Source organism: Natroniella sulfidigena, assembly GCF_023223645.1.
In the GTDB taxonomy this organism is placed as follows: domain Bacteria; phylum Bacillota; class Halanaerobiia; order Halobacteroidales; family Halobacteroidaceae; genus Natroniella; species Natroniella sulfidigena.
The window spans coordinates 185,490-211,930 of record NZ_JALKBY010000001.1 but is presented as its reverse complement, the minus strand read 5'-3'; the positions used below and the strand labels follow the sequence as shown (position 1 = coordinate 211,930).

Here is a 26,441-nt window from a genome sequence, read left to right as displayed (position 1 = left end):
TTTTTATCTAATTTATCAACAAAAATTCAACTAAGTTTTGGCATCTTTTATAATCTAATCGCTTCTAACACTTCTATAGCCAACTTCTCAATTGATTTGTCAGTAACATCAATCACAGGAGCTTCTAAATCCGATAAAATTTCTTCAGCATAATCAATTTCTTCTAGTATTCTACTTTCCTGTGAATATTTAGAATTAATAGGTAGGCCTAACTCACTGATTTTTCTCTTTCGTAATTCTTTTAAATAATCTTTCTTAATTGTTAAACCTACAATTTTATTTTGATAGAGTAATAACTTATCTATATCTAAACTAATTTCAGGAACTAATGGTAGATTAGAAACCTTATAACCTAGATACCCTAAATACAGAGCAAGAGGTGTTTTAGCAGTACAGGAGACTCCTAATAAAATGATATCTGCTTCATCTAATTTATCCCAGCTAACTCGTTCATCAGCTTGTAAAGAAAACTCCATTGCCTTTATCTTTTTGAAATAATCAAGCTCAGTCTTAATTTGCTCTCTTTTGTGTACTCTAAATGATTGAAATAGTGTACACAAACCAAATTCTAAAAAATTAAAAGAAGCTAAATCAGTATCATTTAAAATATTCTCTACTTTCTCTTTTAATAAAGTTTGACTGAAAGCATAAAATAAAATTGCTCTTTTCCTAATTGCTCCTTCTATAATTTGTTCTATATTATCTTCAGTTACTTTACCTAAGTAATTATTAACTACTAAGTCTTCACTTCCGCTCCAACGATAAACCTTCTCTAAATTAAATTCTAATGAAAAATCTGAAAGCAAATAATAATTAATTTTCATTTTTTCTCCCCTTTCATTTAGTGTAATACATAATATTACTAAATCAGGGGAGATATTAATTCTTAATTATTATATTTCTTTAGTAGCTAAAACCTCTTTTTTAAAGTAAGACGGCTTATACTCAATTCTATGCTTAGCTTTAATATGTCTGATTGTTCTCGTTTTACTTCTCATTACAATAGAATGTGTTTCAGCTTGGTCACCATGGTATCTAACTCCATTTAACATTTCCCCATCTGTTATTCCAGTTACTGAAAAGAGTGCGTCATCTCCTTTTACCAAATCATCTATACTAAATATCTGATCTATGTTATCAATCCCCATTTGTAAAGCTTTTTCTGTTTCAGCTTTATTGCGTGAATGTAATTGGGCTTGCATGTCACCACCTAAGCATTTAAGAGCTGCAGCAGTCAACACCCCTTCTGGTGCTCCACCAATTCCAATCAGCATATCAACTCCAGTATACTCTAAAGAAGTAGCAATCCCTCCTGCAACATCTCCATCAAGTATGAACTTAATTCTAGCTCCTGCTTCCCTAATCTCCTTAACTATCTCCTCATGACGAGGTCGATCCAGTATAATAACTGTTAAATCTGATACATCTTTACCTTTAGCTTTAGCTACAGCCTGTAAGTTTTCAGTCGGAGAAGCCTCCAAATCAATTACTCCCTTAGCTTCCGGGCCAACAGCAATCTTTTTCATGTACATATCAGGTGCATTAAGTAGATGTCCTCTCTCAGCTGCACCAACAACTGCTAAAGAATTAGGCAAACCTTTAGCTACTAGCCTAGTACCTTCTACTGGATCAACTGCGATATCTAATTCAATATCTCCTCCAGCTCCAAGCTCTTCACCAGTATACAACATTGGAGCTTCATCCTTCTCTCCTTCTCCAATTACTACAGTCCCTTCCATATTTACAGTATCAAAAGTAGCTCGCATTGCATCGACAGCTGCTTGATCTGCTGCTATCTTATCTCCTTTTCCCATCCATGGTGCTGCAGCCAAAGCAGCAGCTTCCGTTACTCTAACAAGTTCTAAAGCTAATTCTCGTTCCATTTAATATTAACCCCTTTCAAAAATTTAATGTATTACATATCTAATATAAAGCAAAAAACATAACACATTTTTGCCTTTAGTTGATATATATTATACTAATACTATATTTAATAACCTTTTCCTGCCTTTATAACAAATATTTCAAATTCTAAATTTTAATAATATTATGACAATTATACTCATAAAAAAGTTGCCGGAGGCAACTCAGCTTAAGCCTAAGATTAAGTTTAAGTAAAACCAACAAATCCAAACTGATAAAAGTTATCCGCAGCCTCTAAAAACATAATTTCCTGAACAATAAAAAAGCAACCTAAGCTTTAACTTAGATTGCTCTCTTGATTAATCAATTACTATTTTAGTCAAATCAGCTATCCTCGATAGTAATTGTGAAACAACCTTTAATAATCCTAATCTGTTATTTTTAACTTGCTGATCATCAGTCATCACCATTACAGAGTTAAAGAAGTTATCAATTGGCCCTTTTAGTTTAGCTACTTCTTGTAAAGCTTGTAAATAATATTTTTTAGTAGTCAACTCTTCAATCTCTTCTTTAACCTCCTGATAAGCAGAATATAACTCTTTTGTTGCTTCTGCTTCGAACAACTCAGGGTCAAGTTGCTCACTTTCTGCTTTAGCTGCCAGATTACTTGCTCGATTAAAGGCAGTGATCAACTCTTCAAACCCTTCTTCTCCTCTAAACTCCATTACTGCATCTGCTCTCATTAAAGTATCATTAACATCATAGTAATTAGTCGCTAATACTGCATCTGATACATCATATCTAATCTCTGCTTCCTCTAATAGATTCTCTAATCTCAATTTAAAGAATTCTAATACCTCTTCTTTAACTTCTGCTGCTGAAGCTTCTAATTTATCCTGCTCAGCTAATGCATCTAAAGCTGTATCGATTAGTTGATCTAATTTAAGATTTAAACCAGCATCAACAATAATCTTAACTATTCCCTGGGCTTGTCTACGTAAAGCATATGGATCTTGAGATCCAGTTGGAATAATCCCCACACTAAAGCATCCTACAATATTATCAATCTTATCTGCTATACTAATTACTCTAGAGATTTCTAATCCAGGTAATTGATCTGTCGCATGGCGTGGTAAATAATGTTCAAAGATTGCTTGGGCAACCTCTTCATCTTCACCATCTAAGAGAGCATACTCTTTCCCCATCGTTCCCTGCAATTTAGCAAACTCATTGACCATCTCTGTTACTAAATCTGCTTTAGCTAACTTAGCAGCCCTTTTAGCTTGCTTAATCTCAGCATTGGACAACTCCAGTAACTGACCAAAATCCTCTGCTAAAGTGACCATCCGTTCAACCTTTTCATATAAAGTTCCCAATTCTTTTTGGAAGATAATATCTTTTAACTCTTCAAGCTTTTCCTCTAACTTTTCTTTTTGATCCTCTTGATAGAAAAAGATCCCATCAGATAAACGAGCTCGCAAAACCTTCTCATTTCCTGCTCTAACCGTATCAATATACTCATCCGTTCCATTTCTAACTGTAACAAACATATTCTTTAACTCACCTGCTTCATCTTTAACAGGAAAGTACCTTTGATGCTCCCGCATCGATGTAATTAATACCTCTTCAGGCAATTGCAAAAATTCTTCTTCAAACTTTCCACATAAAGCAGTAGGATATTCAACTAAGAAATTAACCTCATGTAATAGCTCTTCCTCAATAACTACCTCTACATCATGTTGCTGTCCAATCTCTTTAATCTGTTCAACAATCATCTCTCTTCTTTGTAAATGATCTGCAATTACATATTCCTCTTCTAATTTATCAAAATAAGTAGCTGCTTTATCTATCTTAACTTGGCCATCACTTAAAAATCTATGACCTAAAGTCCAATTATCTGATTCAACTCCAGCTAAGGAAAGATCTATCTTTTCCGTTCCATACAGAGCTAACAACCACTTAATTGGTCGAGCAAACCTCAATTCTTGGTTGGCCCATCTCATTGATTTAGGGAAGTTTAACTCTTTGATAATCTTAACTAACAATTCAGATAATAACTCAGTAGTAGCTTTTCCTTCTTCTACAGTTACAGCAAATACATACTCTCCATTTTCCGTGTCTCTAATCTCTAATTCCTCAGGAGTAATTCCCTGTCCTCTAGCAAAACCTGCTCCTGCTTTAGTAGGGTTTCCTGATTCATCAAATGCAACACTTTTAGCAGGACCTCGTACTTCTTTCTTTAAATCACTTTGTTGTTCTGCTACATCTTTAATATATAAAGCTAATCTACGTGGAGTTCCAGTAGCTTTAACTTCTCCAATTTCAACTCTATTATCTGTAAATAAATCACGGGCCAACCTTTCTAACTGCTCAAAAGCACCTTCCATAAAACCAGCGGGAATCTCTTCAGTTCCAACCTCTAATAATAAGTCATTACTCATTATCTTGACCTCCTTTCAAAAGTGGATACCCTAATTCTTCTCGCTGCTCAACATAGGCTTGAGCACATAAGCGAGCTAAATCACGTACTCTACTAATATAGTTTGTCCTCTCTGTCACAGAAATAGCTCCTCGTGCATCTAAGACATTAAAGGTATGAGAACACTTTAAAACATAATCATAAGCAGGTAAGACAAGATCTTCATCAATTGCTCGCTGAGCTTCTTTCTCATATAGATTAAAAAGCGTCAATAATGTTTCAATATCTGCTACTTCAAAGCTATACTTAGAATGTTCAACCTCTGCTTGGTGATGAACATCTCCATAGCTTACTCCTTCAACCCACTCAATATCATAAACACTATTTACCTCTTGTAAATACATTGCAATCCGCTCTAAACCATAAGTTATCTCAACAGCTACTGGCTTACATTCAAGCCCTCCTACCTGTTGAAAATATGTGAATTGGGTAATCTCCATTCCATCTAACCAGACTTCCCAACCAAGCCCCCAAGCTCCTAGGGTAGGTGCTTCCCAATTATCCTCAACAAAACGAATATCATGCTTCTTTGGATCGATCCCTAAAGCTTCCAAACTCTTTAAGTATAACTCTTGAATATTATCCGGTGATGGTTTCATAATCACCTGAAATTGATGATGTTGATAAACTCGATTTGGATTATCACCATAACGTCCATCATCTGGTCGACGAGATGGTTCAACATAAGCAACATTCCAATCTTCTGGCCCTAAGGCCCGCAAAAACGTAGCTGGATTCATTGTCCCAGCACCGACTTCAACATCATAAGGTTGTCTAATAACACAATTTTGTTGATACCAGTACTCAGTTAAAGTATTAATCATTTCTTGAAATTGCATCAAATCCCCCACTTTCCTGTTTACTATTGATATAAAGCTTCACTTTATATCAATAGTGTATAGTTGATAATTGATAGTGGATAGTTAAGTTCAAAACCTTTTAAACCTCTACAAATAAAACTTTAAAAGCACTTGATTTTAAGATTTTCAACTATACACTATACCCTATACACTACTAACTGAAGTGAAGCAATATTGTAATTAAACGTTACCTCAAATTTGAACATCTACAAATTCAAAAACTTTAAGAACACAATTCTTTAAGATTTTTAACTATACACTGTTCACTGTACACTATCAACTGAACTTAAAAAACCCCCTCCCTAATAGTATAATTAATACTATCAGGGACGAGGTTTCCCGCGGTTCCACCCTGCTTAATCCTCAATCACTAAGGATCCACTTTATAAAGATTACTCCCAAATGCCTTCATTAGCTTACTATGCTAGACTCCCACCTGCTCTAGCTCGCTTTAATAGCAGTGGCTAATTACTACTTTTGTTCATCATAATCTAGAATATTCAAATTTGTCTTAAATATATCAAACTCTCTTCTATTTGTCAATAGGAATTAGTGACTAGTAAAATCTAAAGAGCAAAATGGGCAATTGCCCATTTTAGGTTAAGGTTAAGTCTAAGTTTAAGTTTAAGTAAGAGCTAAGACCTTATGATTTTGATGGTTGACTTAACCTCAAACTCAACCTCAGACTTAAGCTATTTTATAATTATTCCTTCTTTACTCGCTCTACCTCAATTGTACACTCAGTAGCCAAAGCAGTTACTGAACCTAGTAGCAATAATGAAGGATAGAGAACTGTTCCAATCACCCCTGCAGTAGCAGGAATATCAACTAATACCTTTTCACCTTTCTTGACCTTAATCCGGGTTATATTCCCTTCTTTGATCAACTCTTTAACTTTGCCTAATATCTTTTGACCCTGTACCTGAAACTCCTCTTTATAGTAATTGTAATTATTATTAGAAGAATTATCAGTATTATTTTGCTTGCTATTTTCCTCTTCTAGCTGAATTATAGCCTTTAAAACATCACCATTACTATTTTTCAAAGCAGTGATTGCCTCTTCATAACTAGCTCCCGTTCTTTCTTTAATCACATCTAACTTCTCTAAATCTTCCATGATCCTCTTCCTCCTTAACTTAAGTCTCTTAAACTCCGCAAGAAAGCCACTGTTTCCAACTTACTGTCGATTAAGGTTTGAATATAATGAGGAATTATAATTAACAGTTCTTGATCAATTTGAGCAGTCATCCGCAATCTAAATAGCTTCTTATAATCTAATTTGAGCAACTGTTCCATAAATTTTACTGTTCCTAAACTTATATTTTTGCTAGTATAACTAGCACAGTCAGCACAGACAACTCCTCCAGCTAAAGCATCAAATTTAAGCCCTTGAGTTAGCTTACTATTACATTTAATACAGTCTTTTAGATGAGGACGATACCCTAAAATCTTGAGCAATTTTAACTCAAAAGCCTTAACTATTAAATCTGGCTCATCAAATTGATCTAATAACCTTAAAGTCAATAATAACAAGCTAAAAACTAACTGATTTTCCTCTCTATCCACCGTTAATTTAATGATCAACTCAACAATATAAGAAGCATAAGCCATTTTAAATAGATCATCACATAAAGTACGAAAGTTTTCTTTGATATCACATTGGCTTAACTTAGCTAACTCCGATTTTCCTTGATAAGCAATAATCTGATTATAAATAAAAGGTTGCATTCCTGCTGCTAAAGTACTTTTAGTCTTCCTAGCTCCATTAGCAACAACTTTAATCTTCCCTTTTGTTTTACTAAATAACAGAACAATCTTATCTGCCTCTCCTAATTCATAATCTCTAAGCACAATCGCATCTGTAGTAAACAATGACATAATTCTCAATCCCTTTAATCAATAGTTTATGCTAAATCAATATATAATAAACAATAATTAAAAATTTGGCACCCCTTAAAGGTACCAAATTTCAAGTTCAGCTATTCATCTTCCCCTGTTACAATTGCTATCCCATGACTGGTTCCAATACGATTGGCCCCAGCATCTAACATATCCAAGGCATCATCAAAGTTTTTGATTTCTCCTACAGCCTTAACACCTATCGAACGTCCGACTGTCTTTCTAATTAAACTAACATCTTCCATAGTAGCTCCTCTAGAAGCAAAGCCAGTTGAGACCTTAATAAAATCTGCTCCATTCTTTTTAGCAATTTCAGAAACTTTTTTGATCTCATCTTCATTCAAATAAGCAGGTTCAATAATTACTTTTGTAATAATATCCTTTGTGACCCCTGCAATTTTAGTTGCATCTACTACAGCCTTAACCTCTCGCTTGACAAATTCCCAATTATGCGACCTTATCGGGCCAACATTGAGTGCAAGATCAATCTCTTGAGCTCCATTATTAACAGCATTTTTAGTTTCATAAGCTTTAGTTTCAGGAGTACTAGCACCAAGTGGAAAACCAATTACTGTACAAACCTTAACAGAAGTCTCCTTTAATAATTGAGTAGCCAAAGGTACAAAACAGGGATTAACACAGACTGAAGTAAATTCATATTCCTTAGCCTCATCACATTTTTCTTTAACATCATAGACAGTTGCTATTGGCTCTAAAATTGTATGGTCGATCATTTTAGCCATATCTTTAGGTTTAATCGCCACGATTACAACACCCCTACTTCTTTTAGTTATTTATTTTGCTAAACCTCTTTTCTTAATCCTTATATCCTAACATCTTTAATGCATCATCTTCATCACGCCAATCTTTCTCTACTTTCACCCATAAATCTAAAAAGACCTTAGTACCTAATAAATCTTCTATATCCTGTCTTGCTTGAGTACCAATTTTCTTTAACATTCTTCCATTCTTACCAATTATGATCCCCTTTTGTGAGCTCCGCTCAACATAAATGTTGGCCCTGATCTCAATTAGCTCCTTATCCTCTCGCTCTACAAAATCTATAATCTCAATTGCCACAGAGTGTGGTACTTCCTGATGAGTATGAGCAAGAATCTTTTCTCTGATCATTTCCGCAATAATAAACTGCTCAATCTGGTCTGTTACCATCTCATCTGGATAGTATTGAGGTCCTTCAGAAAGAAAATCAACCATCATCTCCACTAGCTCTTCTAAATTTATTTCTTGCTTAGCAGAAATAGTCAACAGATCATTAGCTTGTATTATTCTTTCATACTCTTGGATACGTTGGCCCAAGCTAGATTTGTCCATATCATCCACCTTATTTAGAACCAGTAAAATAGGAATATCAAACTTCTCTAATTCATTAGCTATTCTTTTATCTGCAGCATTCGGTGGATAATTAACATCAACCATAAATAAAATCAAATCAATTCCTTTAAGTACATTATATGCTGTCCTATTTAAGTGTTTCCCCATCTTATCTTTTGGAGTATGAATTCCTGGCGTATCAATAAAGACCAACTGAGCATCATCTAGTGTCAAGATACACTGAATCTTATTACGAGTAGTCTGAGCTTTTCGAGAAGTTATTACCAACTTCTCTCCAATCAAACTATTAATTAAAGTTGATTTACCTACATTAGGTTGTCCAACAACTGCAATAAACCCTGATTTAAACCCCTCTTTTTCTCCTAATTGATCCACTATTCTAACTCCCCCTTTCTAGTGATTAATAATTCTAGTTTGTTATACTAATTAGAAATTTAAGATTAGTTTTCCCTCAGCAAAACTAGATATTCAATAATTAAATCCACTAATAAATTACCAGCTAATCCAATTATATAAGAAGAATTATTATAAATTAAGTTCCATAATCACTCTATCTTCCCCTGGCCCATACTCATCTTTACGAAAATCTTTCTTCTTAAAACCGAATTTAGTCTGATAAAGATAATTTGCTTTTTTGTGATCAGGAGCTACTGTCAACTCCACTCTTTTAACACCATATTTTTTAACTTCAGCTAATGAATAGTCTAACAATTGACTACCAAACCCTCTATCACGATACTCATCAGCAATTACTAAACTATATAAATAAGCACTATCTGCTTTAATCATCTCTCGCATATAATATACCAAACCAGCAGGCTTACTATTAACATAGATAATATAAACTAATCCATAATGAATCATCTGAACTACTCCCCAATAATTGAGAGCACCCTCACCAAAAGCCTGCCGTTCAATCGCCACTACTTCTTTAATTAATGCTTGTTCAGTATGATCTGTTAACTGTTTAATCTCAACTTCCACTATTAATGCTCCTCCTTTTCAGGCACTATTGTCCCTCCAGAAATAACCCATTTTAAACCTTCTTCAATTGTCATATCTAAATAAATTATATCCTCAGTAGGCACTAAAATTAACATTCCCGATGTAGGATTAGGAGTAGTAGGCATAAAAACATTGACTACACTTTTATTCAACTTATTTTGCACTTCCCCTTTACCTTCATAAGTTAAAAAGCCAAGCTGATAAATTCCTTCCTTAGGATACTCAACCAAGACAACCTTACGAAAATCAGTCTTCTTTTTTAACAATAAAGCATCTAAAATCTGTTGAATGGTTAAATAAATCTTTCTGACAATAGGTATTCTAGTTAATAATCTTTCTCCAATACTAATTATCTTTTTTCCCAACACATTTGTTGCTACTATTCCTACTCCTAAAACAATCACAAAAGTAATTATAAAGCCCAAGCCATAAATTTCTCGCCCAATTATTAACCTGATTATAGGACTAAAAATACCATCTACCAAACTTACTATCTTCAAAATAATATAGCTAGTTGCCAACAAAGGCAACAGAACAATCAGTCCTGTAATCAGATAATTACGTATCTTCTTGAACATCTTTATCCTCCTGAACCTCTTCTAAAACAGCTTGATTCAACCTCTTTACTATTACCTCAGAAATTCTACGTCTTACGATTTTTTGTACAATAATCTTTAAATTTTGATACTCAATCTCTTCTTCTTCATCAGGAACATATCCTAACTTGCTTAAAATAAAACCACTAATTGTTTCATAGTCCTCTTCTGGTAACTCAATATCTAACAAAGCATTAATTTCATCGATATCAACCCGACCATCAACCAAGATTTCACCTTCATTAATCTCTTTAATTAATTTCTTTTCCTTATCATATTCATCTTGAATATCTCCTACAATCTCCTCTAGTAGATCCTCTATTGTAACTAAACCATCTGTTCCCCCATATTCATCCAACACAATTGCCATATGTATCTTTTCTTTTCTCAATTCACTTAATAAGTTATCAACTTTCTTAGTAGCTGGAACATAATAAGCTGGTCGCATAATCTCTTTAATATCTGCTTTGAATTCTTCTTTTTTTAATAATGGCAATAAATCCTTAGCATACACAACTCCAACTATATTATCAATAGTTTCATTATAAACTGGAATTCTAGAAAAACCTTTCTCTATAATTATATCTATTAAACCTTCTAAATCATCATTAATTTCAATACAAAGCATATCTATTCTAGGAACCATAATCTCCTTAACTAAAGTATCATCAAACTCAAAGATACTATTAATCATCTTCTTTTCATCACTTTCAATAGTACCTTCTCGCTCCCCAACAGCTAAAAATTTCCTGATCTTTTCCTCACTTACAAATGATTTCTTATTTATTGCTTCATCTTCATTTCTTTTCATCATAAAATTAGTCAAAATAGTCAACGGTTTAATGATCGGAGCCAACAAATAATAACAAACTTTGATATAACGAGCCACCTTCATCGAAAATATTGTCGCTTCCTTATTGGCAAAAGATTTAGGAGTAATCTCACCAAAAATCAAGACAAATAAAGTAACTGCTCCAATTGCAATCCCCACTCCCTTATCTCCAAAAGCTTCCGTTGCCAATGCTGTTGCAATCGAAGAAGCAGCTATATTAACTAAATTATTTCCTACTAAAATCGTAATCAATAACTTATCTGGTCTACTCAATAATTTATCCACAACCTTAGCTTGCAGATCTCCTTCTTGTCTTAAGTGCCTAATCTCAACCTTATTAACTGACATCAAAGCTGTTTCTGCACCAGAAAAAAAACCAGATAAAATTAATAGTATAAATAATAAAACTACCTCCATTATTTCAATTGATCTCATCCACCTACGCCCTCCTAATCCATCATATTGCTTGTGCTCTGTTATAGTAATTGAAAAATCAAAATCCCTACTATTAAACCTATAACTGCCCCACAAACAACTTCCCAGAAACTATGAATTTGACCTTCTACCCTACTTTGAGCCACTAGTAAAGCTAATAAAAGAGCCAAAGTAGCTACTAAAGCATTATTGGCTAATATAGAAATAATAATCATCAAACAGAACGCAATTGCACTATGACCGCTAGGCATCCCTCCCTGTAATGGTGTTCCTTTATTAAACCTTGATTTAACTGCTATTATAATTAATAATACCACTACTAAGGCTACAAAGGTTAAATGAATTGGCGTCTGATGTATTTGGTATAACAAATCCAATGTTACTGGTTTAAAATTCCTAAAAAAGATTACATACCCTACTATTAAAGCATTTAAGGCCGTTATCAATACAGCTCCTGCTGCAATATCTTTAATTAGCTTAATCTGTTGATTAAATTCTTGGCAGACTAGATCACTTAACTCTTCAATAGCTGTATTAATCATTTCTGCAAAAATTACTAATGTTATCGTCAAAAATAAGATTAAGACCTCTACCTTAGACAAATTAAATAAGACCCCACTACTTAAAGCTAAAATTGCAAAGATAAAATGGATCTTCATATTTAATTCGCTCTTTAAAACCTTAATTATACCTGTAATAGCATAATTAAAGCTATTAATTAACCTTTGAATAAATTTCATTACTCTCTAGTTAATCCTAGTCCAGCTAGAATTTCTTCCTCCTTTGTACGCATAATCTTTTTTTCAGCAGCTTGATAATGATTATAACCTAGCAGGTGTAACATTCCATGAACCGTCAAAAAACCAACTTCTCGCTGTAATGAATGATTATACTCTGTAGCCTGCTGAGCTGCCCTTTCTAAAGAGATAATAATATCTCCTAACAATAACTCATCTTCTTGGGGAAAAGATAAAACATCGGTAGCTTTATTTTGATCGCGATAGCGATGATTTAATTCTTGAATATATTTATTATCCACTAAAGCAATACTAACCTCTTTATTCCGTTCATTTTTTTCTAACAAAACTTTCTTAACAACCTTTCTGATTAACCTTTCTAATTTCTTTTCTACTTCTAACTTATCTTGTAAATTATTGATCAATATCTCCATCAGGAATCTCTTCCTCCTTTAAGTGTTGAGCAATATCATCAGGGTATTCAACCCGACTATGAAAAATTCCTTGTAATATATTCACAAAAGAATTTGCTATCTTATCTAAATCCTTTAAAGTTAAATCACACTCATCTAATTGCTCATTATTTAGTTTATTTTTAATCAAGTCTCTAACTAAGCCTTCTAATTTACCAGGGTTATTATGTGCTGAAACATTCGACCTAACAGCAGCTTCCACCACATCCGCTAACATAATTAATGCCGCTTCTTTAGTCTGAGGTTTAGGACCATCATACCTGAAATCATCCTTATCTACATTCTTATACTTTTCATCATAAACTGCTTCTTGATAAAAGAAAGATACAAGACTGGTTCCATGATGTTGAGTAATAATATCTATTACTACTTCAGGCAGTTTATGCTCCTGAGCTAATTCAATCCCATCCTTAATATGAGAAGTAATAATTAGAGTACTCAAATTAGGTGACAATTTATCATGAGGATTCTTTTTACCAATTTGATTTTCAGTAAAAAAATAAGACCGCTTAATCTTACCGATATCATGATAATAAGCACCTACTCTAGTCAATAATGGGTCAGCATTTACCTGATCAGCAGCTGATTCAGCTAAATTACCAACTATAATACTATGATGATAAGTTCCTGGAGCTTCTACCAATAACCTTTTCAATAATTGATGGTTTGGGTTGGATAATTCCAACAATTTAACCGGTGAAGTAACCCCAAATATATTTTCAATATAAGGTAATAAACCATTAGTTACAATCGCTACTAATACACCATTTAAAATCCCTAAAGGAACTATTTTTAGAAGCCTAATAACTTCTAAAGGGGTTTCAATCAATAAAAACGCTAAAATAGTAAAAGCACTCGTGGCACTAACAATAAAACCAGCCCTCACTAAATCTGAACGTTGACTTACCTTAGAAACACTATAAATTCCTGTTAAACCACTAACTATTGCTACTGCTACATCAATAATCCCTCCACCACTAACTATCGCTACTAAAAATGATAATCCAATCGTAAAGATTACAGCCAACCTAGTATTGATTAAAATAGTAATGATTATCGAAGCAGCAGCTACTGGGACAATAAATGAAGGATATTCAATCGGTAGATAATTAGCTATCTTAGCCAATAATAAAATAATTATTGGCAACAGGCCTAATAAGGCCATAATTCCTTCATCTTTTAAAACTTTAGCCTGATACTGATAAATATAAAAAGCAACACTTGAAAAAAAGATTAATACAATCAGTATATACCCTAATAAACTAAAGTAATTCAATTTACGATCCCTTAAGCCTAATGCTTCTAAGACTTTGACATCTTCTTCTGTTACTACCTTCCCATGTCGAACAATAACCTCACCTTTATAAACAACATGCTTAACCGGTTCAACTTGCTGACGTGCTAACTCTCTTCGCTGTTCAGTCTCTTCTTGGTTAAAGATCAGATTAGGACGAATAACTTGACTACTGATTTGAGCAGCAACATCATTATATTCAGCTTCTTGCTCTAAATCTACCTTCTCTTCTTTAATTTGTTCTTTAATCTCTACTAAAGAATCATCTTTAATCCCTTGATTTAGATAGTTCTTTACTAAAATCAAAGTATCACTTTGTAGTTGCTCCAATATTCCTTGGTCAACTTGTAATAAATATTCCAACTCCTTTGAAGATAATTCTATGTCTGCTTCTTTTATTACAATCTCAAGCTGTGACTCTAGTTCTTTATCTTCTAACTCCCTAGTCTCTCTTATTAATTCAAAAAAACCTCTTATTTCAGCCTCCACTTCATCCCAGACAGTTGCATCTTCTTCATATACTTTTGCTATAGCCTCTGCAGCTTCTTCTTTTCGCTGTTCAGTCTCTTCTTGATCAATATACTCTATAGTTCTAGGGGCTATTATATCCCTTTTACTAACTTGTCCTACATCTACTCCTACTCTCTCCGGCAAAAAGTTAAAAATTACTATTGTTATTAAAGCAATCAAGACAAATAATCCCCAGCTGACTCTTTGAAAGGTCTTCTCTTTATAAAAATCAACTTCATCTAATCTATCCAATAAATCACTAAAAAATCCCATTATATTCACTCCTAAAAGCATTACTCACTCTCATCATAAGCTTTAACAATCTCTCTTACCAACTTATGTCTAACTATATCTTGGTTGCTTAAATAAACAAAACTAATACCCTTTATTTGTTGTAGTATACTTTCAGCATGGGCCAACCCTGATCCTTTTCTCGTCGGTAGATCAACTTGGGTAATATCTCCAGTAATTACTGCTTTAGATTTAGAACCCAATCTAGTTAACAGCATCTTCATCTGTTCTTTAGTAGTATTTTGTGCTTCATCAAGAATTACAAACGAGCTTTTTAAAGTTCTCCCTCTCATATAAGCTAATGGTGCAATTTCAATAACTTCTCTTTCTAATAATTTATTTACTTTCTCAACCCCTAAAATATCATATAAAGAATCATATAACGGACGTAAATAAGGATCAACTTTTTCTTGTAAATCTCCTGGTAAAAAACCTAGATTTTCTCCCGCTTCAATTGCAGGACGGGTTAAAATAATCCGCTTGACTTGATTGCTCATTAAAGCATTAGTTGCCATTGCTACTGCTAAATAAGTTTTTCCTGTTCCTGCAGGACCAATTCCAAATACAATATCATCTTGGCGTAAAGCATCTAAGTACACCTTTTGTCCTAAGGTCTTAGGTCTAATTTTTTTTCCAGAGTTAGTAACCTGTACTACATCAGAATAAACCTTATCTAATGAAAAATCACCCTCTTTAGCTATCTCAATAGCATACTGAACCTCTTTTTCAGTCAAATTATTTTCTCGCTTAGCTATCTTTTCCAACTCATTGAATAACTTAGCTACTTTATCTATAACCTCTTCTGCACCTGTAATCTTAATCAAGATTCCTCTAGCAACAATCTCAACAGAAAAATTATCTTCAATTAATTTTAAATTTTGGTCTTGTTTACCAAATATAACCTGTGCTGCATGGTTATTATCCAGTCTAATCTCTTTAGTCAACTTCAATTACCTCTTCCCTCCTAGTCCCAATATCTTCTTCTACTTCTAATAAAGCTTTAACTCTAATTAAATTATCATCTTCTAAATTAATTAATCTCAATTCACTATTTAATATCTTAGCTTCCTGACTTACTTGCTGTAATAAATTATCTATCGCCCTTTCTTTAGCTACTTCTTTAGCAATTTCAAGATCTTTTTTGACCTTAAATTCTTTAAGCTCAATATATCTTCTTCTAACTAATTCGATAGGCAAGTCAATATTCCTCCATTCAGGCAGAGATTTAACTTCTTCTTCAACCTTAAATTGACTATAAGGGGGCTCCTTAGGCCCTGTAACAATAAATTCATTATCTTCAACTCTGATAATATTATTATGCTTCACATTAGCAGTAGCTTGTAAAAAAGATTTATCTAACTCAATTTCAGCATAACTTTCATACCAGACATTGGCCTTAACAATCCCTTCTGCTTTGACCTCCTTAGTCTCTACCCCTATTTCTTCTATATCTTCCTCATCCTCTAACTCTTGATCTGATTCAGTTTTTTCACTCTTCACTACTACTTCCTTACTGATTAATAAATCTCCTGCTTTAACTGTCATTCCTTCTTCAACAGCAGGTGTTCCTTGTAATACAATCAATTCAGTAATAATCCCCGACTTATCAGCAATTATATCACTAGGAGTAATCTCTGTCTCTATCAACTCCTTTTCTGCTAGCTCAATTACTAATTTAGTTCCTTGAAAGTAAGCATTACTCCAAGCAAATTGAGGACTTTTCTTTAAGATTAAATCCTCTAACGTATCTAAATCTATACTTGATTTCAATACTCCAGGACGAATTTTAAGTTCAGTTAATAACTCCTTAACTTCTTCTTTATTTTCTACAGTTGCTCCTTCAATTTCAATAAAAAAAACAAAAGAAGATAAAGTATAAATAGCAATCACTAAGATAATAGCCCCCACTACCAACATCCGTCTATTGATTAACCTTCTTATTAAAAAAGGCACTCCCTCTTTTTCTTCAATTCTAACTTTACATTTTGAAGCTCTAACATATTTTCTAATCTCTTTAAAATCTTTTAGTTTAATATTGACATAAATAATATCCTCTATACGAACAACATTCCATAACTCTATATCATTTCTAACTAAATAATTAAGAAATTTTTCTAAATCTTCTCCCTTAATCTGTAATCTAATATACCCTTGAATTAAATCATAGAGTCTTCTCAAAGTATCTTCCTCCTTAATCTAACTTAAAACTAAAATCATTTAGCACTCCATTAATCACAATAGTATCCTTATCTAACTCTTCAATTAACAATTCACTACCTTCAATCAATATCAGACCATGATAAATTCTAACCTTGATTAATTCAGGGGAGTAATAAATAATACCTCTATGATTTTCAATCAATAAATCTAAATTTCCAATTAATACTAACCGGGGCAAATTTAAAACAACATCTTGAGGAAGGTTAAACATCTCTGTAATTTTAGCTTTAACTTCTTCTTTCCTTCCCATATAAATTCCTCCTTGATTTACTTTATAAATATATGTAAAGCTCTGATTATTAATTACTAACTGTTAAAGATCGCTTCGGCAGAATTAATCTTTAGGTTGAGTTTCCTGTTACTTAAACTTAGACTCAAACTTAAACTAAAAAAGAACCTGTTATGTCTGCAGACATAACAGGTTCTTTTTTATTCTATCCTAGACGCTCTCGTACTAATTGATTAACTATATTCCCATCAGCTTTCCCTTTTACTTGAGGCATAATTGCTCCCATTACTTGGCCCATATCACTCATATCTTGAGCACCAACTTCAGAAATCACTTCATCGATCAACTCTTCTAGCTCCTCTTCAGTCAATTGCTCAGGAAGATACTCCTGTAAAATCTCAATCTCCTGCTTAAGCTCTTCTACCCGTTCTTCTTGTTCAGCTTTTTCATATTCAACCAGTGATTCTTTATTCTGTTTGACTAGTTTAGCTAGGACTTCAACTATCTCCTGATCAGTCAACTCCTTACGTTGATTGATCTCTTGATCTTTAATTGCTGCTCGAGCCATTCTGATTACAGATAACTTCTGCTTGTCCTTATCTTTCATAGCAGCTTTCATATCTTCTACTAGCCTTTCATGTAATGACATTTTAATTTCCTCCTAGTTAACTTAATTTTATCCTGGAGGCCATTGTAAATTACGCCCTCCTAATAAATGATAATGGATATGATCAACTATCTGTCCACCAGCTTCATTACAATTAGAAACTATTCGGAACCCATCCTCTGCAATTCCTTCTTGTCGAGCAAGTTGATTAGCTACTTGGTGGATATGCCCTATCAATTCATTATCTCCCTCTTCTATATCCAATAAAGTAGGAATATGCTTTTTAGGTACAATCAAAAAGTGAATTGGAGCCTGTGGTTCAATATCCTTGAAGGCGATTACTTCTTCATCCTCATAAAGAATCTCACTCTCCATTTCTCCGGCAATTATCTTACAAAAAATACAATCTTCCATCTCGTTTCCTCCTTTCCAGATTTTAATATTATTATTCTAAACTACCAATTATTCTTCCTGCTTCTCCTCTTATTTTCACCTCAACTAATTGTCCAGCTAAATCATCTGCCCCATCAACAAAGACTCGCAAGTAATTATCAGTTAATCCTGTCAATAATCCCGTCTTATAATCACGACTCTCTTCTAATAAGGCCTTTAACTTCTGTCCAAAAAACTGCTGTTGATAATTACGGGCCAACTCTGCTGTCAACTCCCTCAACTTCTTGCTTCGTTCTTTCTTAACTTTAGAGTGAACTTGATTTTCATAACCAGCAGCAGGGGTTCCTTCTCGCTTAGAGTACTTAAAGATATGAGCATCACTAAATTCAAGCTCTTTCATTAGTTGATAAGTCTCTTCAAAGTCAGCTTCACTCTCCCCTGGAAAACCTACAATCACATCAGTTGTAATTGCAATCTCTGGCACCTGCGCTCTTATTCTGGCAACCATCTCTTTAAAGTCTCTAACTTGATAGGGACGGTTCATAGCTTGTAAGATCTTATCCGAACCACTTTGTAAGGGTAGATGAAGATGGCGACATAATTTATCCGACTCAGCAATCAACTCAATCAACTCTTGACTAACCTCTGTTCCTTCAATTGAACTGAGTCTAATTCGTTTTAGACCAGTTATCGGTAATAAATTTTTAATTAACTTAACTAGGTTTAAATCCTCTTTATCAGCTCCATACTCCCCTAAATGAATTCCTGTTAAGACAATCTCCTTAAAACCATGCTTGACTAACCGCTCAACTTCAGCTATTACATCTGCTAACGCTCTACTTCGTACTGAACCCCGAGCATAAGGAATGATACAATAAGAGCAGAATTGATTACAACCCTCTTGAATCTTAATTGTTGCTCTAGTTCGTTCCGTAAAGTTTTGAATCGGAACCTCTTCAAAATCTTCTTCCTCATCCATCTCTTGAACAAAATTGAGTTGATGCTTCGAATTAATAGCTTGTTCAACAAACTCTAAAATCTTACTTCGACCTTTAGTACCTACTACTAAATCAACCTCTGTTATCTCCATTACCTGCTCAGGATCTACTTGGGGATAACAACCAACAACTGCAACCAAAGCTTCAGGATTTCTTCGCTTAGCTCGCCGCGTTATTTTACGTGATTTACTTGCCCCTTGCTTAGTCACAGTACAGGTATTAATTATGTAAATATCGGCCTCCTGTTTAAAGTCAACGATTTGATATCCTGCTTTTTTAAACTGAGCAATCATCGCCTCAGTATCATAGCGATTAACTTTACATCCTAAAGTATAAAAGGCAATCCGCTTCATAAATCACCTCCAATCAATTAGCAATTCACCCCAAATCTCCAGTCTGATATAATAACATTGATAAAGTAGCCAACCCTGCTGTTTCAGTCCTCAAAATACGTGGTCCTAAACTGACAGGTTTGATTCCTACTTCGTTGGCCCGTTCTACTTCTTGCTCACTAAAACCACCTTCCGGGCCAATGACAATCATTACTTGCTCCATTTTATTATTACCTACAATAACATCTTTTAAACTTGCTGATTCTTCTTCCCACGGCATTAAAGCAAGATCATAATCAGTAGCTAAGGCGATTGCTTCTTCAAAATCAAGCAGTTCCTTAACCTCTGGTATCTTGGCCCTACCAGACTGTTTAGCTGCCTCCTTAGCTATCTTCTGCCATCTTTTTTGCCGCCGTTTAGCTTTACTAGGCTTTAATTTCACAATACTTCGCTCTGTCTCGACAGGTATAATCTGATCAATACCTAGCTCAGTCGTCTTTTGAGCAATCAAATCCATCTTTTTACTTTTAGGTAGACCTTGTAGCAAAGTTACTTTTGTAGCAGGTTCTACAGTAGCTACAAAATCCTGACGAACCTTTCCTTTCACAAATTGATCTGTCAATTCAACCAACTCTACTATATATTTCTTCCCTTCTCCATCAGCGACACTTATCTTATCCCCAGAATCCAACCTTAAAGAACGAGTAATATGCCTAACATCTTGTCCAGTGATAGTAACTTGTCCATCAACTATAGCAGTTGGCTTAACAAAAAAATGATGCATTTTATCCTCTCCCGCGTATTACAGTTTACAGTTTACGGTTTACAGTTGACAGTTGCAGACCATTAAAGTCTTAAAATCAAAAAGCACTATAATCCTGTAGGCATATGGCTTTTCAGGACTTTGTTTTATTAGTTTTTAAATTTATCCTTCGGGCTCTTTGAACCCTTCGTGATGAAAAAATCCGCTCTTAGATTTTTTTCTATCCACTGTACACTGTCAACTGTCAACTATTTTTTGGCTCCCAACAATCGTCACCCATTCATTCTTCTGAACTACTTCCTCAACCTTAAACTGATATTCTTGTAATCTTTCCTTAACTCTATCCAACTTCTCTTCAACAATCCCTGATAAAATAAACTTTCCATCAGGCTTGATTACTTCTTTAAGATCAGGAATTAAATCTAAAATTATATGGGGTAAAATATTAGCAATTACTAGATCATAATCTTGGTCTACAACTTCAACCAAATCCCCTTCTAGAAACTCTATCTCGTCTGCTACTTGATTCAACTGAGCATTCTCTTGAGCAGCTGTAATAGCTACTGGGGAAATATCGATTCCCACAGTAGCTCCAGCCTCTAACTTAGCAGCAGCAATGGCCAAGATTCCTGTTCCTGTTCCAATATCTAAACAATTCATTTCTGGCTTAAGATATTTTTCAATCATTTCCAAACAAGAGGTGGTCGTCTCATGTTGGCCCGTTCCAAAGGCTTGCCCAGGGTCAATCTCAATTATGATTTCGTCTGCACTGGCTTGATAGTCCTCCCATGTTGGCTTGATTACGATCTTGTCCGTCACCTTAAGTGGCTTAAAATTTTCTTTCCAGTTGTTGGCCCAATCCTCTTCTTGGAGCTCATTTACTCTTAGTTTACCACTACCAATATCTAAATCATACTCTTTTAAATTAGTTATCTTCTTTTTTAATTCAGCAAACTTGCGTGAAGAAAAGGAATCCTCATCACAATAAGCTTTAACTAAAATTTCATCTTCACTTTCTTGAGATAGCGCTTCTTTAAAAATACTTCCAATCCCAAATTCATCTAACAGATTAGTAATCGCTGCAAAAGCTTGATAAGTCGTGCTAATCTCCAATTCTTTCCATTTCATCTCAATTACCTCACTTTACATGCCAAAAGCATCTTTGATTTTTTGCAAAAATCCTTTCTGTTCAGGGTTTATCTCTTCACCACTTATATCAGCAAATTTTCGTAATAATTCTTTTTGCTCTTGATCTAACTGTTCAGGAATTATAACCTTAACTTTAATATGCTGATCTCCACGTCCTCTTCTATTCAAATGAGGGACCCCTTTGTCTTTTAATCTAAAGGAAGTTCCTGGTTGAGTTCCTTCAGGAATTTCAAATTTGACCCGACCATCCAATGTCGGTACTTTAATCTCATCTCCCAAAGTAGCTTGCACAAAACTAATAGGAACCTCACAAATTATCTCATCACCTTTTCGTTCAAAGATTTCATGAGGCTTAACATTAATTACAATATATAGATCGCCATTAGGCCCACCATTCTTACCTGATTCACCTTCTCCTGACATTCTTAATCTAGAGCCATCACTAACACCAGCCGGAATATTAACTGTTATCTTTCTTCTTTTCTTTACTTTACCTTGACCATTACACTCAGAACATGGATTGTTGATAAACTTTCCTGTTCCATTACAACGATCACAAGTACTTGTTTGAACCATCTGTCCAAATGGAGTATTCTGCTTAAACTTGATTTCACCTGTTCCATTACATTTAGCACAACTTTCTACATCATCACTATTTTGAGCACCAGAACCATTACAACTAAAACATTCCTCTGTCCGAGGAACAGTTATCTCTTTTTCTGCTCCAAAAGCAGCTTCTTCGAACTCAACAGTCAAATTATATTTTAAATCTGCTCCTTTACGAGGGGCATTCTTACGCCTACGTCCTCTACCCCCTCCAAAAAACATATCAAAAATATCATCAAAACCACCACCAAATCCACCTTGACCACCAAAACCGCCTTGACCAAATCCTCCATCTTGATCTACACCTGCATGGCCAAATTGATCATATCTAGATCTCTTTTCTTCATCACTTAAGACTTCATACGCTTCTGCTACCTCTTTAAACTTTTCTTCAGCATTAGGATGGTCACTTACATCGGGATGGTATTTTTTAGCTAATTTCCGATATGCTTTTTTGATCTCTTTCTTATCAGCATTACGATCTACACCCAATATTTCATAATAATCTTTCTTAGCCATTTTAGTCACCGCCTTTCAAATAATTGGTCATAAAAACAGAGTCAAAGCCAAAATTTTTGGCTTTGACCCTACTGATTCTAAATTAATCTAAATTGGTTTTACTCTTCATCATCAACCTCTTCATAATCAACATCTACCACATCATCATCATCTTGCTGTTGAGCTCCTGCAGCTCCTGCTGCTTGTTGAGCTTGCTCAGCTTGTTGATACATTTGAGTTGTTAATTCATGTAGCTTTTGACTTAATGCTTCTTGCTTTTCTTTAATCTGTTCAACATCAACTTCATCTGGATTGATATTATGCAAATCAACACCCTCTAAAGCTTCTTGCAAGTCATCTTTAGCAGTTTCAATCTCACCTACTACGGATTGATCGACCTGCTCACCAGCCTCTTCTAGTGTCTTTTCAACCTGATGTACTAAACTATCTGCACCGGTCACTGTTTCAACAGCTTCCTTCTTCTTCTTATCTTCTTCTGCATGCTCTTCGGCTTCCTTAACCATCTCTTCAATCTCTTCATCCGATAACCCTGTCTCAGATTTAATTGTAATATCCTGTTCATTTCCTGTTCCCTTATCTGTAGCAGAAACATGAACAATACCATTATCATCTATCTTGAAAGCTACCTCAATTTGCGGTACTCCTCGTGGTGCAGGTGGAATATCTGTTAATTGGAATCTACCCAATGTCTTATTATCTCTGGCCATCTCTCTTTCTCCTTGTAAGACATGAATATCAACCGTTGTTTGATTATCAGCAGCAGTAGAGAAGACCTTACTCTTTTCAGTTGGGATTGTAGTATTTCGATCAATTAATTTAGTAAATACTCCTCCCATTGTTTCAATTCCTAAAGATAGTGGAGTTACATCTAATAAAACTATATCATCAACTTCATCATTTAAAACCCCACCTTGAATAGCAGCACCCATTGCTACACATTCATCAGGATTGATCCCCTTATTAGGAACTTTTCCGATCTTATTTTCAACTGCTTCTTGAACTGCTGGAATTCGAGTAGAACCACCCACCAACAAGACTTGATCAATTTCAGATTTAGATAAACCAGCATCATTTAATGAACGCTGAGTTGCTTTTATCGTTTGGTCAATTAACCCAGAGATCATTTTTTCAAACTGAGATCTTGTAATATCTACATCTAAGTGCTTTGGCCCTTCATCAGTTTGAGTAATATATGGTAAGTTAACATTTGTTGTAGCTACACTGGATAATTCAATTTTGGCTTTTTCTGCTGCATCCTTTAGACGCTGTAATGACATCTCATCTTTTCTTAAATCGATGCCATGTTCTTTTTCAAACTCTTGAGCAAGATGATCAATAATCTTTTCATCAAAGTCATCTCCACCAAGCTTATTATCACCATGAGTGGCAACTACCTCAAATACACCGCCACCAAGTTCTAAAATAGAAACATCAAAAGTACCTCCACCAAGATCATAAACTAAAACTGTCTGGTCTTTGTCATCCTCTAAACCATAGGCTAAAGATGCTGCAGTCGGCTCATTAATAATCCGCTCTACTTCCAATCCTGCAATTTTTCCAGCATCTTTAGTAGCTTGTCGCTGAGCATCACTAAAGTAAGCAGGAACTGTAATTACAGCTTTTTTGACATCTTCTCCTAGATAATCTTCAGCATAACTTCTTAAATCTTGTAAAATCATTGCCGAAACCTCTTGTGGAGTTCTCTCCTTGCCACCTAACTCAACTTTATGATCTTCTCCCATATGCCTTTTAATAGATTGTACTGTCTGCTCAGGATTAGTAATTGCCTGTCGTTTAGCAGGTTCTCCAACCAATCTTTCGTCCTTTTTAGAATAACCAACAACTGAAGGAGTCGTTCTTGCTCCTTGTTTATTAGGGATAACCTTAGGCTCCCCACCTTCTATAACTGCAACACAAGAATTAGTCGTTCCTAAATCAATACCAATTATTTTTCCCATTTTCCATCATCCTCCTTATTACTAACATTTATATATTATATCTATATAAGTTAATTTTAACTTTCTCACCTAACACTTTCAGATTTAAAATGATTTATGTACTTCTCTTTATTCTGCTACTCTAACCCACCTAGGATAAAAAACACCCTAGTTGTATTGGTTGTAATTTGATTGCTATTATTAATATTCCTAGACCAAGCAATTGCATTACTTTCTCTTTATTGTGCTACTCTAACCATTGCTGGTCTAAGTAACACACCATTAAATAAATACCCTTTCTGCATCTCTTCTGCAACTATTCCTGAATCATATTCTTCACTCTCTACCTTACCTACTGCTTCATGATAATTAGGATCAAATTCTTCTCCCACAGCTTCAATCTCTTCAACCCCATTAGTAGTTAATACTTTGAACAGTTGCTTATAGATCATCTCTACTCCCTGCAAGACATCAGAAGAATCATCACTATTCTTAGAGCTTGCTAAAGCACGCTCAAAATTATCAATTACAGGTAATAAATCTAAGAGAAGCTCTTGGTTAGCATTGCTGACTATCTTCTCTTTTTCCTTAGTCATCCTCTTTTTATAATTAGAAAAATCAGCTTTTAACCTCTTTACTCGTTGTAAATATTTCTCTTTTTCCTCTTTTGCAGAGGCCAGCTCTTCTTCTAACCCTTTAATTTCTCCTTCTAACTTCTTGATCCCCTCTTCAGAATCTACTTCATTTTCATCAGTTGTATCCTCAGCTTCTACTTCATCCTCTTCAACTTCTTCAACCTGCTCTTGTTGAAGCTCTTCTTTCTTTTCTTTCTCCTCCATCACTATCACCTACTTCCTCATTATTGATTTGTTAAGATATTACTCAAAATTTCAGCCACATACTTAACAGAACCTACTACTTTAGGATATTCCATCCTTGTTGGCCCTAATACTCCTATCTTTCCAATTGGCCTATTATTTAAATGATAGGTAGCTATCACCATACTACAATCTTTGATCTCCTCAAAATTATTTTCACTTCCTATCAGTATTTTAAGCTCTGAATTTTCTTCATAGTTCGCTAATACATCACGTAATAACTTTTTCTGCTCCAAAATTTCTAATACAGTCCTTAACTTTTTAATATCACTAAATTCGGGCTGATCTAATATATAAGCAGTTCCTCCTAAATATATTTTCCCAGATGTAGAAAAATTATTCTCAAAGATCTCCTTATTCAGTAATTTCAATCTTTCAGCCAAATCAAATCTACTGACAAGCTGTTTATTAATTTCCTCTAACAGTTGATCATTAATTTGATGTAGTGCTAAACCATACAGCCTTTCATTTAAAAAACGTGATATCTTCTCTAACTCTTCTGGAGCAATAGCTACAGGAATATCTATCACCTTATTTCTAATCAATCCTGTATCTGTAACCAATACTATTAAAATTTTCTTACTTGCAATCGGAATTAATTGTAAATGACGAAAGATACTCTTTTTAATCTGAGGACTTAACACTAATGAAGTATACTCTGTTAAATCAGACAACATCTGTGATGTATGCTGAATCAATTCTTGGATCCCATCTTTTTTAGATGAGTATTTCTTCTCAATTAATTTCATTTTCTGCTTAGAAATCTTCTTCAAATTCATTAAACTATCAACATAAAATCTATACCCTTTATCAGATGGTACTCTCCCAGCAGAGCGATGGGGCTGTTCTAAATAACCTGCTTCTTCTAAATCAGCCATTTCATTTCTGATTGTTGCCGAACTGACTCCAAAGTCATACTTCCGGGCCAACGTTCGAGAACCTACTGGCTCAGCTGTAGTCACATATTCATCAATGATGACCTTCAAAATCTTCTTTTTCCTCTCTGTCATCTCCAGCACAACCATCACCCCTTTTGTGTTAGCACTCGTTAGCTTCGAGTGCTAATAGTATGTTATAATTAAAATATCATTTGCTTGATCATTTGTCAAACAGAGTAATTTTTAATTATTTTAAATTAGCTAGCTTTTGCTCTTAAAAACAGTAGTATACTCCTATAGATAAA

26 protein-coding genes and 1 other annotated feature are annotated in these 26,441 nt (G+C 34.4%); all 26 genes read right to left on the bottom strand.

Translation table 11 applies throughout. The features are described 5' to 3' along the window. Positions 1-47: 47 nt before the first annotated feature. Entirely contained in the window at positions 48-824 is a 777-nt protein-coding gene (locus MWH28_RS00995; RefSeq protein ID WP_248617395.1) for a kinase/pyrophosphorylase, read from the bottom strand. 69 nt (positions 825-893) lie between these two features. Next, positions 894-1,883: a class II fructose-bisphosphatase gene (gene glpX, locus MWH28_RS00990; protein WP_248617394.1), complete on the bottom strand. Its 990-nt coding sequence runs from the start codon at positions 1,881-1,883 to the stop codon at positions 894-896. Between the two features lie 339 nt (positions 1,884-2,222). Then, positions 2,223-4,304, bottom strand: coding sequence for a glycine--tRNA ligase subunit beta (gene glyS, locus MWH28_RS00985; RefSeq protein WP_248617393.1), 2,082 nt, complete (start codon positions 4,302-4,304; stop codon positions 2,223-2,225). Then, on the bottom strand, positions 4,297-5,181 hold the full coding sequence (gene glyQ, locus MWH28_RS00980; RefSeq protein WP_248617392.1) for a glycine--tRNA ligase subunit alpha: 885 nt from the start codon (positions 5,179-5,181) through the stop codon (positions 4,297-4,299). The genes glyS and glyQ overlap by 8 nt, the downstream gene beginning before the upstream one ends. A 343-nt stretch (positions 5,182-5,524) precedes the next feature. After that, positions 5,525-5,696 (bottom strand) — a binding site (T-box leader). A 209-nt stretch (positions 5,697-5,905) separates the two neighbouring features. Continuing rightward, positions 5,906-6,319 carry a DUF4342 domain-containing protein gene (locus MWH28_RS00975; protein WP_248617391.1) on the bottom strand — a complete coding sequence of 138 codons (414 nt, stop codon included), beginning with the start codon at positions 6,317-6,319 and terminating at the stop codon, positions 5,906-5,908. Positions 6,320-6,333: 14 nt separating this feature from the next. Then, positions 6,334-7,080 carry a DNA repair protein RecO gene (gene recO, locus MWH28_RS00970; protein ID WP_248617390.1) on the bottom strand — a complete coding sequence of 249 codons (747 nt, stop codon included), beginning with the start codon at positions 7,078-7,080 and terminating at the stop codon, positions 6,334-6,336. Between the two features lie 101 nt (positions 7,081-7,181). Further along, a complete protein-coding gene (deoC, locus tag MWH28_RS00965; RefSeq protein ID WP_248617389.1) occupies positions 7,182-7,865 on the bottom strand; it encodes a deoxyribose-phosphate aldolase in 684 nt (227 codons plus the stop codon). Positions 7,866-7,917: 52 nt separating this feature from the next. After that, positions 7,918-8,829 (bottom strand): GTPase Era, encoded by a 912-nt coding sequence (gene era, locus MWH28_RS00960; protein ID WP_248617388.1) that lies wholly within the window; start codon positions 8,827-8,829, stop codon positions 7,918-7,920. Between the two features lie 150 nt (positions 8,830-8,979). Beyond that, positions 8,980-9,438 (bottom strand): GNAT family N-acetyltransferase, encoded by a 459-nt coding sequence (locus tag MWH28_RS00955; RefSeq protein ID WP_248617387.1) that lies wholly within the window; start codon positions 9,436-9,438, stop codon positions 8,980-8,982. Between the two features lie 2 nt (positions 9,439-9,440). Then, the gene (locus MWH28_RS00950; RefSeq protein ID WP_248617386.1) at positions 9,441-10,037 is read right to left on the bottom strand and encodes a DUF502 domain-containing protein; all 597 of its coding nucleotides are present in this window, start codon (positions 10,035-10,037) and stop codon (positions 9,441-9,443) included. After that, positions 10,018-11,322, bottom strand: a complete 1,305-nt coding sequence (locus MWH28_RS00945; RefSeq protein WP_248617385.1) for a hemolysin family protein — start codon at positions 11,320-11,322, stop codon at positions 10,018-10,020. The genes MWH28_RS00950 and MWH28_RS00945 overlap by 20 nt, the downstream gene beginning before the upstream one ends. Before the next feature lie 41 nt (positions 11,323-11,363). After that, positions 11,364-12,062, bottom strand: a complete 699-nt coding sequence (locus MWH28_RS00940) for a diacylglycerol kinase (RefSeq protein ID WP_282580071.1) — start codon at positions 12,060-12,062, stop codon at positions 11,364-11,366. Further along, complete coding sequence (ybeY, locus tag MWH28_RS00935) at positions 12,062-12,493, bottom strand: rRNA maturation RNase YbeY (RefSeq protein ID WP_248617383.1); 432 nt, start codon at positions 12,491-12,493, stop codon at positions 12,062-12,064. The genes MWH28_RS00940 and ybeY overlap by 1 nt, the downstream gene beginning before the upstream one ends. Then, positions 12,474-14,609, bottom strand: coding sequence for an HD family phosphohydrolase (locus MWH28_RS00930; RefSeq protein WP_248617382.1), 2,136 nt, complete (start codon positions 14,607-14,609; stop codon positions 12,474-12,476). The genes ybeY and MWH28_RS00930 overlap by 20 nt, the downstream gene beginning before the upstream one ends. A 20-nt stretch (positions 14,610-14,629) precedes the next feature. Beyond that, a complete protein-coding gene (locus tag MWH28_RS00925; protein ID WP_428323566.1) occupies positions 14,630-15,571 on the bottom strand; it encodes a PhoH family protein in 942 nt (313 codons plus the stop codon). Continuing rightward, positions 15,564-16,805 (bottom strand): sporulation protein YqfD, encoded by a 1,242-nt coding sequence (gene yqfD, locus MWH28_RS00920; RefSeq protein ID WP_248617380.1) that lies wholly within the window; start codon positions 16,803-16,805, stop codon positions 15,564-15,566. Before yqfD ends, MWH28_RS00925 begins: the two co-directional genes overlap by 8 nt. Positions 16,806-16,818: 13 nt before the next feature. Beyond that, positions 16,819-17,097, bottom strand: a complete 279-nt coding sequence (yqfC, locus tag MWH28_RS00915) for a sporulation protein YqfC (protein ID WP_248617379.1) — start codon at positions 17,095-17,097, stop codon at positions 16,819-16,821. 184 nt (positions 17,098-17,281) lie between these two features. Next, on the bottom strand, positions 17,282-17,725 hold the full coding sequence (locus MWH28_RS00910) for a GatB/YqeY domain-containing protein (protein ID WP_248617378.1): 444 nt from the start codon (positions 17,723-17,725) through the stop codon (positions 17,282-17,284). 27 nt (positions 17,726-17,752) lie between these two features. Further along, positions 17,753-18,097 carry a histidine triad nucleotide-binding protein gene (locus tag MWH28_RS00905; protein ID WP_248617377.1) on the bottom strand — a complete coding sequence of 115 codons (345 nt, stop codon included), beginning with the start codon at positions 18,095-18,097 and terminating at the stop codon, positions 17,753-17,755. A 31-nt stretch (positions 18,098-18,128) separates the two neighbouring features. Then, a complete protein-coding gene (mtaB, locus tag MWH28_RS00900) occupies positions 18,129-19,427 on the bottom strand; it encodes a tRNA (N(6)-L-threonylcarbamoyladenosine(37)-C(2))-methylthiotransferase MtaB (protein ID WP_248617376.1) in 1,299 nt (432 codons plus the stop codon). A gap of 25 nt (positions 19,428-19,452) precedes the next feature. Then, a complete protein-coding gene (locus MWH28_RS00895) occupies positions 19,453-20,190 on the bottom strand; it encodes a 16S rRNA (uracil(1498)-N(3))-methyltransferase (protein WP_248617375.1) in 738 nt (245 codons plus the stop codon). A gap of 216 nt (positions 20,191-20,406) precedes the next feature. Then, the gene (gene prmA / locus MWH28_RS00890; protein WP_248617374.1) at positions 20,407-21,297 is read right to left on the bottom strand and encodes a 50S ribosomal protein L11 methyltransferase; all 891 of its coding nucleotides are present in this window, start codon (positions 21,295-21,297) and stop codon (positions 20,407-20,409) included. Between the two features lie 15 nt (positions 21,298-21,312). Further along, a complete protein-coding gene (gene dnaJ / locus MWH28_RS00885) occupies positions 21,313-22,443 on the bottom strand; it encodes a molecular chaperone DnaJ (protein WP_248617373.1) in 1,131 nt (376 codons plus the stop codon). A 98-nt stretch (positions 22,444-22,541) separates the two neighbouring features. Next, positions 22,542-24,401: a molecular chaperone DnaK gene (gene dnaK, locus MWH28_RS00880; RefSeq protein WP_248617372.1), complete on the bottom strand. Its 1,860-nt coding sequence runs from the start codon at positions 24,399-24,401 to the stop codon at positions 22,542-22,544. A gap of 218 nt (positions 24,402-24,619) precedes the next feature. Further along, complete coding sequence (gene grpE / locus MWH28_RS00875; protein WP_248617371.1) at positions 24,620-25,219, bottom strand: nucleotide exchange factor GrpE; 600 nt, start codon at positions 25,217-25,219, stop codon at positions 24,620-24,622. 20 nt (positions 25,220-25,239) lie between these two features. After that, complete coding sequence (gene hrcA, locus MWH28_RS00870) at positions 25,240-26,268, bottom strand: heat-inducible transcriptional repressor HrcA (RefSeq protein ID WP_248617447.1); 1,029 nt, start codon at positions 26,266-26,268, stop codon at positions 25,240-25,242. Positions 26,269-26,441 lie beyond the last annotated feature (173 nt).